The organism is Ruegeria sp. B1 (genome assembly GCF_056535885.1).
This window is the reverse complement of record NZ_JBQFJA010000001.1, coordinates 1,941,112-1,954,796: the sequence shown is the minus strand read 5'-3', so window position 1 is coordinate 1,954,796 and position 13,685 is coordinate 1,941,112. Positions and strand designations below refer to the sequence as shown.

At 57.9% G+C, this 13,685-nt stretch carries 9 protein-coding genes; 5 read left to right on the top strand and 4 right to left on the bottom strand.

Features of this window, described 5'->3' with window-relative positions:
* Nucleotides 1-2: 2 nt before the first annotated feature.
* The 3 genes from ACR3ES_RS09610 to ACR3ES_RS09600 form a co-directional block, all read right to left on the bottom strand.
* A complete protein-coding gene (locus ACR3ES_RS09610) occupies nucleotides 3-2,405 on the bottom strand; it encodes a GcvT family protein (RefSeq protein WP_170431800.1) in 2,403 nt (800 codons plus the stop codon).
* A 113-nt stretch (nucleotides 2,406-2,518) separates the two neighbouring features.
* Nucleotides 2,519-3,148: a glutathione S-transferase gene (locus tag ACR3ES_RS09605; protein WP_170431799.1), complete on the bottom strand. Its 630-nt coding sequence runs from the start codon at nucleotides 3,146-3,148 to the stop codon at nucleotides 2,519-2,521.
* A 77-nt stretch (nucleotides 3,149-3,225) separates the two neighbouring features.
* Nucleotides 3,226-3,723 (bottom strand): class I SAM-dependent methyltransferase, encoded by a 498-nt coding sequence (locus ACR3ES_RS09600; RefSeq protein ID WP_170431797.1) that lies wholly within the window; start codon nucleotides 3,721-3,723, stop codon nucleotides 3,226-3,228.
* Between the two features lie 234 nt (nucleotides 3,724-3,957).
* On the opposite strand from ACR3ES_RS09600, the gene ACR3ES_RS09595 reads away from it, so the two are divergent.
* The 5 genes from ACR3ES_RS09595 to ACR3ES_RS09575 are packed head-to-tail and all read left to right on the top strand — an operon-like array spanning nucleotide 3,958 to nucleotide 11,181.
* The gene (locus ACR3ES_RS09595) at nucleotides 3,958-5,730 is read left to right on the top strand and encodes an ABC transporter ATP-binding protein (RefSeq protein ID WP_170431795.1); all 1,773 of its coding nucleotides are present in this window, start codon (nucleotides 3,958-3,960) and stop codon (nucleotides 5,728-5,730) included.
* Nucleotides 5,723-7,636, top strand: a complete 1,914-nt coding sequence (locus tag ACR3ES_RS09590) for an ABC transporter substrate-binding protein (RefSeq protein WP_170431793.1) — start codon at nucleotides 5,723-5,725, stop codon at nucleotides 7,634-7,636. The genes ACR3ES_RS09595 and ACR3ES_RS09590 overlap by 8 nt, the downstream gene beginning before the upstream one ends.
* A 13-nt stretch (nucleotides 7,637-7,649) precedes the next feature.
* On the top strand, nucleotides 7,650-8,678 hold the full coding sequence (locus tag ACR3ES_RS09585) for an ABC transporter permease (RefSeq protein ID WP_170431791.1): 1,029 nt from the start codon (nucleotides 7,650-7,652) through the stop codon (nucleotides 8,676-8,678).
* Nucleotides 8,675-9,829 (top strand): ABC transporter permease, encoded by a 1,155-nt coding sequence (locus tag ACR3ES_RS09580; protein ID WP_170431789.1) that lies wholly within the window; start codon nucleotides 8,675-8,677, stop codon nucleotides 9,827-9,829. The genes ACR3ES_RS09585 and ACR3ES_RS09580 overlap by 4 nt, the downstream gene beginning before the upstream one ends.
* Nucleotides 9,826-11,181, top strand: coding sequence for a CoA transferase (locus ACR3ES_RS09575; protein ID WP_170431787.1), 1,356 nt, complete (start codon nucleotides 9,826-9,828; stop codon nucleotides 11,179-11,181). Before ACR3ES_RS09580 ends, ACR3ES_RS09575 begins: the two co-directional genes overlap by 4 nt.
* A gap of 87 nt (nucleotides 11,182-11,268) precedes the next feature.
* Here the strand turns inward: ACR3ES_RS09575 and ACR3ES_RS09570 are convergent, their stop codons facing one another.
* Nucleotides 11,269-13,653: a mechanosensitive ion channel family protein gene (locus ACR3ES_RS09570; RefSeq protein ID WP_170431785.1), complete on the bottom strand. Its 2,385-nt coding sequence runs from the start codon at nucleotides 13,651-13,653 to the stop codon at nucleotides 11,269-11,271.
* Between the last annotated feature and the right edge of the window lie 32 nt (nucleotides 13,654-13,685).

Sequence of the window (13,685 nt, the reverse complement as noted above, 5' to 3'; positions counted from 1 at the left end):
GCTCAGCCCCTCATCGCTTTGCCTTGAGGATCGTAAGGTGACGGCGCAACAACACGGGATGGTCGTTCGACACCGACCACATGCACAGACAGTTCCGTCCCCGGCTCGGCCTTGTCGCGGTTGACCAGCGCCATGGCCAGTGACTTGCCGGTATAGTGGCCGTAACCGCCAGAGGTCACAAAGCCGACACGCTCACCGCCCGCCCAGACAGGTTCATACCCGCTGGCATCTGCGTCCAAGGCATCGATTTCCAGCGTGACCTGAACTTGTGCCGGGCCATTGCCGTCGCGTTCGGCAACGGCAGCCGCCTTACCGACAAAGTCTTTGTCCCAGTCGATCCAACGATCCATGCCGGTCATGCCCGGCGTGTAAAGCTGGGTGAATTCCGCCGACCAGATGCCAAAGCTCTTCTCGAGCCGGGTAGACAGCATCGCGTTGAAGCCACATTCGCGGATGCCTCCTTCGGCCCCTGCCTCCAACAGTATGCGGCGCAGCTTGATATGATCGCCATACCGGCAATTGATCTCATAGCCTTTCTCTCCGGTCACCGACATGCGCGCCACGCGGGCGCGGACAAGACCGATGTCGAAATGGCCACAGCCCATGAATTTCAGGCCCGAGATATCCTGCTCGGCCAGTTTTTCGATCACCGCCTGTGACTTTGGTCCGACAAGACCAAAACCACAGTATTCTTCGCCCAAATCACGAATATCAACGCCATCGATCATATGATCGTCAAACCAGCGCATATGCCAAGCGCGCAGGTAATAGCTGCCCATGATCCACCAGGTGCCATCGCCCCAGTTGAGCACGGTCAGATCACCCTTGAGCCGCCCATTCTCGCCCAGCATTGGCGCCAGTTTGGCCCGACCCGGTGCGGGCAGCTTCGAAGCCATGACCTTATCCAGCCAGATCTCAGCATTCGGGCCGCTGATCTCGAACCGGGAAAAGCCCGAAATGTCCATCAGGCCAACGCCTTCGCGGATCGTCTTGCACTCTTCTGCCACGATGTCATGCGCGTTCGAGCGTTTGAGAGTCGGCGTTTCCTCAAACCCCTTCGGCGCAAAATAAAGCGGCACTTCGAGATCCCAGCTCACCCCCCATTTGCAACCGGCCTCAGTCATTGCGTCATGCGCCGGGGCCATCTTCAGCGGGCGACCCGCAGGCAGTTGTTCATTCGGATAGGTCATCACAAAACGCCGGGAATAGAACTGGCCTGTCGTCTCACGGATGTAGCGCTTGTTCTGCGCGAAATCGCCATAACGCGCCACGTCCATCGGCCAGGCATCAGCCTCGGGTTCGCCATGGATCATCCATTCGGCCAGCGTTTTGCCGACACCCCCGCCCTGCAGGAAGCCCGCCATCACTGCACAGGCCGACCAATAGCCCCGTTTGCCCGGCACGGGACCGACCAGCGGGTTGCCATCAGGTGAGAAGGTGAAGGCCCCGTTGACCCAGGTCTTGATGCCGACGTCCTGAATCGACGGATAGCGCTCAAAGCCCAGCGTCAGTTCATTCTCGATCCGCTCAAGCTGTTCCTGAAACAGCTCTTCTCCGTAGTTCCACGGTGCACCATCCATAGCCCAGTGTTCGTGATCCACCTCGTAGATACCGATCAAGACACCCTTTTGGTCCTGCCGCATATAGGTGAACCCTTCGAGGTCGACTGTCATCGGCATCTCAAAATCGGCAGCGGCCACTTCGGGAATGGAATCTGTGATCAGATAGTGGTGCTTGAGCGGCGAGACCGGCAGTTCGATCCCCGCCATACGCCCCACCTGTTTTGCCCAGAGACCGGCAGCATTGACCACATGTTCGCAAGTGATCGTGCCCTTGTCGGTGACAACCTGCCAGCCGTCATCGGTTTGGATCAGTTCCTCGACCTTTGTTTCTTCATAATACTCGGCCCCGCGTTTCTTGGCGGCCGTGGCATAGGCCTGAACCGTACCAGTTGTGTCGATATACCCCTCACGATCCGCCCACATGGCCCCCAGAACGCCATCGGTCGACATGATCGGGCACCGCTTTTGCGCTTCCTCTGGCGTCAGCAACTCGCAATCGTCGATCCCGATAGACTGGAAAATGCGGTAATTCGCCTGCAGCCACTCCCACCGCTCGGGCGTGCCAGCCAGAGTCAGACCACCGGTCATGTGTAGACCGATGCTCTGACCGGATTCCTTCTCAATCTCGCTCAAAAGGTCAATCGTGTAGGCCTGCAAGGATGCCATATTGGGGTCTGCATTCAATGCGTGGATGCCACCCGCCGCGTGCCAGGACGACCCCGATGCCAGCCGCCGCCGCTCCAGCACGACGACATCCGACCAACCGAATTTGGCGAGATGATACAGAACCGAGGCGCCGACAACGCCGCCTCCGATGACCACGACACGATACTGGGATTTCATCCCAACCTCCCATGAAAAGACTCTGCGGAGACGCTAGTGGCACTGTTCACCTCTGTCTAGACATTTCTGTACAGTACGAGGCAGCTCAGTAAATTGCGCGCCTATAACAGCGATCAGAGGTTTGAACTGGGCCGGGACTGAACCTTGTCGAACCACGCCCGCGTGGCCGTGTTGTTCTCAGGAATCCCAAGCTTGATCACTCTTGCGAAATCCACGAACACAAAGGTTGAAATGTCTGCAAGCGTGTACACCTCGCCAGCCACAAATGGGCTGTGTTGCAGCCTGGCTTCAAGCATTTCAAAGAACACATGCGTCCGATCAAGGCCGCGCTGCGCCAGTTCGGGGATTTGCGCATAGTTGACCGGACCCGGCATGGCCCGGCCTTCAAAGGCTGGATGCTTGTTGCGCAACGCCTCGGCAATGGGCGCGGCACCCTGGCTTTCCACGATCGCATTCCACATCAACACGAGGCCTTTCTCGTCCGGCGTGCGCCCCATCAAGGGTGGTTCAGGAAAACGCGCCTCAAGATACACGGCAATGCCCAGATTTTCCGTCAGAACCGTCCCTTCATCCGTCACCAGAACCGGCAGAGTTGCGCGCGGATTCACTGAACGAAAGGCCTCATCAAGTTGTTCGCCTTTCGCAATCGAAACATCGCGGCTTTCGATCTGCACCCCCTTTTCTGCGATGAAAATGCGGGCCCGCCGTGGGCTGGGAGCAGTTGAGCAATCATAAAAGAGCATGACATCTGTCCTTTTTCCTGCACGCCACCAAACATTTGGCTGAACACGCGGCGCCGCCGCGCCTTTCTGAACAGCGCTTAGCGACGATACACAAAGCATCGCCCCTCGACCGCCCCTTCTGGCAAGGGCAATTCGGTGAGTTTTTCAAAATACATTCTGTCGCTTGACACCATCAGGCCGCCGGGGGCCAGGAGTGGCTCGATCAGAGGGGAAACAAAGCGGGCAAAGACATCGTTCTTTTCACGACTATGCCCGCCCAGATCGGCATGGATTACGCTGGCCGTGGGTCCAAAGCGATCAAGCGAGGCTGGCAGCGTTTCGCGTACATCCCCCAAGATTACCCGGTCTTCGGGCGGTGTGGAGTCGGGATGCGACGCCACAGCACGTTCGAACACATAGACCGGGCGGTCGTGAATGTGCTGAATCATATGGTGATATGTTCGCCCATTGCCCAATCCCAACTCGAACACAGGCCCTGACATTCCGGTTGTCTGCGAAATGGCGAAATCCAGGCAAGCGCGCTGTGACACCATGCGGTCAATGAACAGGTCCAGCCGGCTCTTGGTGTCGGACATAGGATAATCTCTCTTTGCTGCTGCTCAGGGGGGCACAGATGCCGCCGACATTGCCGTAGATCGCAAAAACTCAAGACTTTGTGTAGTCATCGTGCCCAAACTTTCACATTTTCGCGACATTTCACCCCAAGAACTCGTTTGACTAGTTAGGGCTAACCGCGCGAGACTGCCTTAAAAACACAGGGGGTTGAAAAAACCGATGTCGCCAGACGGTCAGACGGGCGGAATGCCCGCATGAGTGCATTGTTGTCTATCCGGGACCTCAGCATCGGTTTCGGTGCAGGTAGCCCTGTCGTCAGCGATGTGAACTTTGACGTTGAGGCCGGACAGACACTCGCATTGGTCGGAGAGTCCGGCTCGGGCAAAACCATATCCTGTCGGGCCGCGCTGCGGATTCTGCCGCGCACGGCTCAGATACGCAGCGGCAGTATTACTCTGAACGATTCCAAAGGCATGGCAGAGCTGACAAAAATCAGCGAGCGCGAAATGCGGGGCATACGCGGCAACCGGATCTCGATGATTTTCCAGGAACCGATGCGGTCCCTGTCACCACTACACAAGATTGGCAATCAGGTCAGCGAGGTTTTGTGGCTGCACCGGGGCGCGTCCGAGGCGCAGGCCCGCAAAGAGGTTCTGCAACAATTCGACAGTGTGGGCTTTCCGGATCCACAACGCGCTTATGACTCCTATCCGTTTGAACTGTCCGGCGGCATGCGCCAACGCGCCATGATCGCAATGGCCATGGTCGCCAAGCCCGAGTTGCTGATTGCAGATGAACCAACGACGGCGCTTGATGTGACCACACAGGCGCAAGTGCTGGGGCTTATCAAGGAGTTGCAGAGAGAAACCGGGATGGCGCTGATCCTGGTAACGCATGATCTGGGCGTGGTGGCAAACATGGCCGAGCAGGTCGTGGTCATGCACAAGGGCCGCGTGATGGAATCTGGTCCGGCCGCGCCGATCCTGACCGCGCCCGCGCACCCGTATACTCAACAATTGTTCGATGCGGCACCGGCGATTCCGGATCAGGACGCAGTCGGATTGCCGATGCCGGATGAGGACCTGATCCTGCAAATGAAGGGCGTCTCCAAGACCTACACGATGCGGGCCAGCAAAGGGTGGCAGGCTGACAAGGAAATCCACGCCTGTCGCGGCGTCGACCTGAACCTTGCGCGCGGCAAAACACTGGCCATCGTAGGGGAAAGCGGCTCTGGCAAAACAACGGCCGCCCGCATTGCGTTGGGTGCGGAACTGCCAGATCCAGGCGGCGAAATTCTGTTCCGCACGACCCCGGACGAAGACCCAATCACCGTTCACAACATGACACGCGCTCAGCGCACCGCCTTTCAGCGCAAAGCGCAAATGGTGTTTCAGGACCCCTACAGTTCACTCAGCCCTCGGATGCGCATTCAGGACGCGATGACCGAACCACTGGAGATTCATCGCATCGGCTCGGTCTCGGAACAGCGGGGCAAGGCTGCCGAGATGCTGCAACGGGTGGGTCTGAACGCTGATATGCTCAAACGCTACCCGCACGCTTTTTCCGGGGGTCAGCGGCAGCGTCTTTCCATTGCGCGGGCGATGATGCTGGACCCACAGCTGATCGTGTGTGACGAGCCCACCTCGGCGCTGGATGTATCTGTGCAGGAGCAAATCCTGACGCTGCTCGAAACGTTGCAGGACAGCCTGAACCTGTCTTATCTGTTTATTTCCCATGACCTTGCGGTCGTGGCGCGCATTGCCGACGAAGTTGCGGTGATGCGGAGGGGCGTTGTTGTCGAACAGGCTCCGCCCGAAACCCTTTTCTACAATCCGCGCCACCCCTACACCAAGGCGTTGATTGCCGCTCAACCCGAACCCGACATCAATCGCCCGATCGACCTGCAAATGGTTTCGCTGGGTGCCGGCGCGCCGGACAGTTGGGATGAAGCCTTTCGTTTCTCTGACACCGTGTTACCTTCTCTGGTGGAATTGGAGCCGGGCCATAAGGTACGTTGCCATGTTTAACACCACTCGACATCTGATCCCGGCCGCGTTGCTGGTCCTCACCTGGATGGTGCCCGCTGCGGCAACAACCGTGCCCACGCCGCAAGAAACGGTATTTTGGGCCGCAGAAGTGGATGCCGGCGACTTACCACCCATTCAGGATCGCCTGCCTCAAGAACCGTTGGTCGTTGATCTGGCCGCAAAGGGGCGCGAGTTCGGAACACCCGGCGGCACCCTGCGCACCATGGTCACGCGATCCAAGGACATCCGGCAAATGGTGGTGTATGGCTATGCACGGCTGGTCGGGTTCGACGAGAACTATACGATTGTGCCCGATCTGCTTGCCTCGTTCGAGAACGACGGAAATCGCAAATTCACCCTGAAACTGCGCGACGGCCACAAATGGTCCGACGGCACACCCTTCACATCCGAGGACTTCCGATATTGGTGGGAGGACGTTGCGAACAACGAATTGCTCAGCCCCTCAGGACCGCCCGATTTCCTGATCGTAGAAGGTAATCTGCCGACGGTCAGCTTTCCCGACGAGACAACGGTAGTTTACGAATGGGATGACCCCAATCCAGACTTCCTGCAATCGCTGGCACAGGCGCGCCCACCCTTTATCTACCGTCCTTCAGAGTTTCTAAAGCAGTACCACGAGAAGTACGCAGACCAGGAAGACCTTGCCTTTGCGGTCGAGGATGCGCGCGTCAAAAGCTGGGCGGCGCTGCACAACAAACTGGACAATCTCTACAAGTTCGACAATCACGAATTGCCGACGCTGCAGCCTTGGCTGAATGCCAGTTCCGGCAAGAAAATCCGGCACAACTTTGTAAGAAACCCCTACTATCACCGTATCGACACCAACGGCGTTCAACTGCCCTATATTGATGTGGTCGAAATGGAGATTGTCGCCCCCGGTCTTGTGGCAGCCAAAACCAACGCTGGCGAAAGCGATCTGCAGGGTCGCGGCCTAGCCTTCCGGGACGCCTCGATTCTGAAAAAGGGCGAAGCACAGGGAGACTACAAGACCGTGCTGTGGAAAACGGGCGTCGCATCTCAGATCGCGATATACCCGAACCTGAATTTTGAAGATGAGGCCTGGCGCAACATATTGCGCGACGTCCGCGTACGCCGCGCACTTTCGCTGGCCATAGACCGTCAGACCATCAATCAGGCGCTTTACTTCAAACTCGCCCAACCGGGTGCGATGTCCGTATTGCCTGCCTCGCCATTCTACAGTGAAGAAAACGCCAATGCCTGGGCCGAGTTCGACATTGATCAGGCCAATGCGCTGCTGGATGAGGTTGGGTTGGACCAGCGCGATAAATACGGAACGCGTCTGCTGCCTGATGGTCGACCGATGGAGTTAGTCATAGAAACCGCCGGAGAGCGGCAGGAGGTCGAAAACGCGCTGCAGATCGTAACTGACACGTGGCGCGAAATCGGCGTGAAACTGGTCATGCGCCCACTGGATCGGGATATCCTGCGCAACCGGGTCTTTGCGGGCAACACCATGGCCTCGGTCTGGTTCGGCTGGGATGATGGTATCCCCCAAGCGCACACCTCTCCCGCCTACCTCGCGCCGACAGATCAGGTATTCTTGGCCTGGCCAAAATGGGGCCAGTACTATCAGACCGGAGGCGAGGTCGGCGAAGCGCCTGACATGCCCGAAGCCGAGCGTCTTATGACCCTGGCCCATGACTGGGAAATCGCGACGACCGATGATGAGCGCGCGGCCGTGTGGTCAGAGATGCTGAACATACATGCGGAACAGCTCTATGCCATCGGTATCCTGAACGGCGCCCCACAGCCCATCGTGGTTTCAAACCGTCTGCGCAATGTACCGGAACAGGCCATGTGGGCGTGGGAACCCGGCGCGCATTTCGGCGTTCACCGCCCGGACGAGTTCTTTTTCGCCGACTGACAGGAGCAGCTAAATGATAATGCTGCGCTATGCGGTGTATCGCTTTTTTACGATGCTGCTGACCCTGCTTGTGGTGTCGGTTCTGATATTCGTCATCATCAACCTGCCGCCCGGCGACTACCTGAGCAATCAGATCGCAGAGCTTCAGGCTTCGGGCCAGTCCGCAGGTGTGGCCAAAGCTGAATTTTTGCGCACCGAATATGCACTGGATCGCCCGATGTGGGAACAGTACCTGATTTGGATGGGCTTCTGGCCGGGCCCTCACGGGTTTTCCGGACTGCTGCAGGGCAACTATGGTTGGTCCTTTGAATTCGACCGTCCTGTGTCCGAGATCGTGGGAGATACATTGTGGCTGACGGTCGTCGTCAATCTGGCCGCGATCCTGTTCGTCTATGCCGTCGCTCTGCCCCTTGGCGTGCTTGCCGCAGCACGATCACGCACTTGGATCGACTACACGTCGGCTTTTGTGGGGTACTTGGGGCTGGCGACGCCGAACTTCCTGCTGGCACTGATCCTGTTCTACTACGGGCATCAGTATTTCAACCTGCCGATCGGTGGCCTGATGGATCCAAAGTTCGAAGGCCAGCCAATGAGCTGGGACAAGTTGAAGTCAATTCTCATCCACCTGATCGTGCCAACGTTCGTCATCGGTACATCAGGCGCGTCCGCGATGATGCAACGCCTGCGCGCCAATATGCTGGATGAATTGGGGAAACCCTACGTGGAAACCGCCATTGCCAAGGGCATGGCACCGTCTCGGATGCTGACCAAATACCCCTTGCGCGTTGCTTTCAACCCGTTTGTCGCGGACATCGGAAATCTCCTGCCCTCTATGGTGTCGGGTTCGGTTCTGGTCTCAGTGGTTCTGGGCTTGCAAACGATCGGCCCGACACTGCTGACAGCGCTCAAGACACAAGATCAGTTCCTGTCGGCCTTTGTGCTGATGTTTGTCGCTTTGTTGACCCTGATCGGCACGATGATCTCTGACATCCTGCTGGTGATGCTGGATCCACGTATCCGTTATGAGGGGCGCGAAGCATGACCGACCGTCCCGAAGATCGCTTTGTCGACGACGCCCCCTTTGACCCTCAGGCGTCGGTTCAGCAATTAGAGCGTGCTGATCTGGATGCCCCCAATTGGGTTCTGGTCTGGCGTAAATTCAAAACGCACAAGCTTGGTCTGATCTCGGGCGCATTTCTGCTGCTGTGCTATCTCATGCTGCCGTTTGCAGGTTTCATTGCCCCATACGGTCCAAATGACCGGAACGGAGAGCACCTCTATGCGCCGCCCCAGTCGGTCAACTGGTTCCACGACGGCGCGTTCATTGGACCTTACGTCTATCCCATCGTGGCCGAGGCGGACCTTGAGACATTCCAGTGGAAGTTCGTGCCTGACACGGATGACCCGCGACCGATCCGCTTTTTCTGCGAAGGGTCGGAATACCGGCTGGCCGGGCTGATCCCGTCCGACACCCATTTGTTCTGCGCGCCTGAAGGAGCTACCTTGTTTTTGTGGGGGTCTGACCGATTGGGCCGCGACATATTCAGCCGAATTCTGTACGGCGCACAGTTGTCATTGACCGTGGGTCTGATCGGCATCACCGTCTCCTTCACTTTGGGCATCCTGTTCGGATCCATCGCCGGATATTTCGGCGGGCGGATTGACTGGGTCATTAACAGGGTCATCGAAGTCTTGCGGTCCCTCCCGGAACTCCCACTCTGGTTGGCATTGTCTGCCGCAGTTCCGTCGAACTGGAGCCCAGTCGCCGTTTTCTTTATCATTTCGATCATTCTGGGCATCCTCGACTGGCCCGGTCTCGCCCGATCTGTCCGCGCCAAATTCCTCTCCTTGAGGGAGGAGGAGTATGTTCGCGCCGCCGAGATGATGGGCGCGAGTTCGGGAAGGGTCATACGCAAACACTTGCTGCCGAACTTCATGTCCCATCTTATTGCTTCGGCAACGCTGTCGATTCCAGCCATGATCCTGGGCGAGACTGCACTTAGCTTCCTTGGTCTCGGGCTGCGCGCTCCCGCCGTCAGTTGGGGCGTTATGCTGAATGATGCACAGAACCTTGCCTCGATCGAAATCTATCCATGGACCGCCATCCCGATGTTGCCGATCATCGTGGTTGTGCTGGCCTTTAACTTCCTTGGCGACGGGTTGCGCGATAGTCTCGACCCCTATCAGCAATGAGCCTGCTCGCAGCCCTCCCGGCTACTGACAGCTATCGCACCAAAGGGTCAGGTGCGCGCGCCAGTGCTTTTGCGGTATCAGAACTTGCGACCGCCAGTTTTGCCGCCGTTGGTCGGGAATTGGCCAAACTTGTAGCTGCGATGAATCTGGCACCAACCGCTCCCGAAGTGACGGTCGATCACAGGCTGGCGTCGCTTTGGTATGGCTTTTCCTTCAAGCCTGACGGCTGGGAGATGCCGAACCTCTGGGACCCTATTGCCGGCGACTATCAAGGGTCTGACGGGTGGATTAGACTGCATACCAACCTGCCCCATCACCGCGCTGCGGCTCTTAAGGTTCTGGCCGTCCCTGCGGACCGGGACGCGGTGACCAAAGCTACTCGAACATGGGCTATCGGGGATTTGGAAAACGCTGTTGTGGCGGAAGGTGGCGTTGCCGCGGCTATGCGCAGCCGGATCGAGTGGCAGGATCATCCACAAGGGCGAGCGGTGGCCCGTGATCCTCTTGTTGGTTGGCAAGGCCCGCGCCGTATCACCTTACGTGAGCGACCCGAAGCAACCGCCGCGCGTCCGCTTGCGGGGCTGCGCGTGCTCGATTTGACCCGCGTTTTGGCCGGCCCCGTCTCGACACGCACGCTGGCCGGTTTTGGCGCCGAGGTGCTGCGTGTAGATCCACCGGATTGGGACGAACCCGGTGTAATTCCCGACATCTCGCTCGGCAAAAACTGTGCCTATCTGGATCTGAAGTCACCAGACGGGCTGGACCGTCTGCAAGCCTTGTTGTCACAAGCCGATGTGTTTGTGCATGGTTACCGGCCCGGCGCACTGGACGCGCTGGGTCTGACAAAGACCAAACGAGACGAGCTGGCCCCAAACAGGGTCGAGGTCACGCTGGACGCCTATGGATGGCAGGGGCCCTGGTCCACGCGGCGCGGCTTTGACAGTTTGGTACAAATGAGCGCCGGTATTGCGCACTCAGGCATGGACTGGGCCGGTGCCGACAAACCAACGCCTTTGCCGGTTCAGGCGCTGGATCATGCCACCGGGTACCTGATGGCAGCCGCTGTCCTGTCGGCCCTCGCGCAGGCTGCGGCGGGCGACTCGATTATGCACGCCCATCTCTCGCTGGCGCGAACCGCTGAACTGCTGGCGGTCCTCAGCAAAACCAGCGAAGGGAAAGACATCACGACCGCAGCCGCAAAAGACTACGCGTCCTCTGTCGAAGACACGGGCTGGGGGCCCGGTCATCGTTTGAAGCCGGCCTTGAGCGTTGGATCCGCAAAGATGCAATGGCGTCTGCCCGCCTCCAAACTGGGCACCGCCGACGCGTCCTGGCCTTCGCTCAACGCTTGACCTCCCGCCGCGCGGCACGCGCGGCCCGGCCCAACGCTTTGGGCGGCGTCCCGTCAGGGACGCAGATCAAAGGGGCGGGAGACCACCTCAGCGATCATCTCCACCCGGACCGATATCGTCGAGATAGTCTTCGTCAATTGCGGCCTGCACGGCACCTGTGACGGCCTCGCGCTGCTTGGGTGTCAGGTCTTCGGCCTCCTTCTCATCCGCCAAACGAACCGTCACCTCACGATGCGCAAAACGAATGCCTTCACGCGCAAAAAGCTCTCGGATATCCTGGTACACCCTCTTGCGCACCAACCATTGATCGCCCGGTTTGGTCATGAACTTGACCCGGATGATCATCGCCGAATCCTGCATCTCGATCACACCTTGCGACTTGAGCGGCTGAATGAAGTTTTCACCGATCACCGGGTCGGTCAGCAACTCCTGACCAAGTTTCTTTATCAGTTTTCGGACCTTCTCTACATCGGTGTCATAGGTCACCCGCAGCGGCAGCTTCATGATCACCCAATCGCGCGAATAATTGGTCAGTACCTTGATTTCGCCAAAGGGAATTGTGTTCAGCGCACCAAGGTGGTGACGCAGCTGAAAAGACCGGACTGAAATTTTCTCGACCGTCCCCTTCACATCGCCAATATCGATGTACTCGCCCTTGCGGAAAGCGTCATCCATCAGGAAAAACGCCCCTGAAAAGATATCACGCACCAATGTCTGCGACCCAAATCCAACAGCCAACCCAACAACACCCGCACCGGCGAACAGCGGGCTGACATTGATCCCAATTTCCATCAGACCAATCAACGCAATGGTGACCACGACTATGGCCAGAATTGCGCCTCGGAACAGTGGAAGCAGCGTTGCCAGGCGGCTTTGCCCGCCTTCGCCACCTTCGTCGCCCAGTTCAGCCTCTGCCCCGCCGTCGTCTTCCTCTTCTGCAATCTTAGTGTCGATCCAGATACGGAAAAAGTGAAACAGGATGTACCCGATGAACAGGATCACCATCACATCCAGTGCCTGCTCAATCGGCAAGTCTTCGCTAAAGCTGGTTTCAGGGTTCCAAATGACAACCAGTGCATAGAGCCCAACAACAAAGGCCAGGATTCCTGCAACACGGCGCGCCAGATCTTCGTAGGTCAGGATGGTGTGTTTGCGCTTTTCAGCCTGAGGGGTCTCAATCGCTTCGTGATCTTCCTCGTCCGCCTCCTGATCGGCCTCGGCATTCAGTTCCTCGATCTGCCGGTTGCGGTCGAAATATCGCTCAAGCAGGTAGTTCATCGCGCCATAGGCAACGACCACAGACATAAAGATCATATAGCTGCTTGCAACGATTGGCAGCGAGTTCTCGTTCTCCAACACCAGATCCACGGCCAGCTTGAACCAGCTAAACACCATGTAAACGATCAGCACGGGGGCCCACGCAAACGAGATGAACCGCAATATCCACGACACCTGATCGGGCGCGCGTCCTCCCCGAATTGCGTGTGAGATCGCCCGGGCATTGAACAGGATCATCAGAACATTACCGACGGCCCCCAACATCGTCAGGCTGCCATAGACCATTGCATAGACGTTGTAGTTCAGCCCGAAATCCGCCACCCAGGTCGAAAACAGGACAACCGATATATCATATGTCGCCAAGGCCGATGCCCAAACGTACAGCCGCCTTGCGTCACGGTCGGAAAATGGTGGCAGGCGATATTGGCTCAGATACGGAGACAAAACCATGCGCCACAGATCGGACACCGTTCTGGACAGGAAAAAGACCGTGAAAATGGCCGTAATGGTGAACTGAACCGAGATGTCCTCGGCCTCGCCGAAGAACAGATACCCCACGATCAGTGCCATCAGCATGGCAAAAATCGTGGCCCCGATACCCATTAGGAACCGAAACACAAGAAAGGGCATCTTTTCGCGATAGCCCTGCGGGTGTTCTTTGATCCGAGCCACAACAAATCGTTTGGCGATGCGCTTGCCATAGATCTCAACCGACAGCCATCGACCCAACAACAGGAACAAGATGTTCCACCCCAAAACCTCAACATAGGTCTGGATACGGCCATCCGGGCTGGTCTGCCGCAGGATGTACTGAACTTCGAACACGGAATACGGCAACGCCTCAAGGCGTGATTGCACTGACGCGCGGAACTTCGAAAACCGCTCCTGCGCCTTCATCAGTTGCGAGCCTTCACCCATCGGGTTATCTGGATCGCCTGTGTCTTCGGCAGCAGTTTCGCCAGCCGTTGACGACACAACCTGCCCGGCGCTGTCGATTACAATGACGCTGGCGCCCGCTTCGCTCGCCGCACGAATAGCCGCCGACAGATCGTTTTCATCCGAGGTCTCTGCCGCGTTGCCCGACCCGGATGAGTATCCGGGTATCAACGAAGTTTGCGCCATCACCCCGGCCGGTATCGCCAGACCGAGGACCCATATCATCAGAGCCAATCCGGCCAGAAAGTTCGGTTTCATAAGGTCTTACATTCTGCTCCACACATGACCGG

Bases quoted from the DNA above. Each gene is read 5' to 3' on its own strand.
- ACR3ES_RS09575 (WP_170431787.1), top strand. From the start codon at position 9,826: ATGAGCCTGCTCGCAGCCCTCCCGGCTACTGACAGCTATCGCACCAAA.
- ACR3ES_RS09570 (WP_170431785.1), bottom strand. From the start codon at position 13,653: ATGAAACCGAACTTTCTGGCCGGATTGGCTCTGATGATATGGGTCCTC.
- ACR3ES_RS09595 (WP_170431795.1), top strand. From the start codon at position 3,958: ATGAGTGCATTGTTGTCTATCCGGGACCTCAGCATCGGTTTCGGTGCA.
- ACR3ES_RS09585 (WP_170431791.1), top strand. From the start codon at position 7,650: ATGATAATGCTGCGCTATGCGGTGTATCGCTTTTTTACGATGCTGCTG.
- ACR3ES_RS09600 (WP_170431797.1), bottom strand. From the start codon at position 3,723: ATGTCCGACACCAAGAGCCGGCTGGACCTGTTCATTGACCGCATGGTG.
- ACR3ES_RS09610 (WP_170431800.1), bottom strand. From the start codon at position 2,405: ATGAAATCCCAGTATCGTGTCGTGGTCATCGGAGGCGGCGTTGTCGGC.
- ACR3ES_RS09605 (WP_170431799.1), bottom strand. From the start codon at position 3,148: ATGCTCTTTTATGATTGCTCAACTGCTCCCAGCCCACGGCGGGCCCGC.
- ACR3ES_RS09590 (WP_170431793.1), top strand. From the start codon at position 5,723: ATGTTTAACACCACTCGACATCTGATCCCGGCCGCGTTGCTGGTCCTC.
- ACR3ES_RS09580 (WP_170431789.1), top strand. From the start codon at position 8,675: ATGACCGACCGTCCCGAAGATCGCTTTGTCGACGACGCCCCCTTTGAC.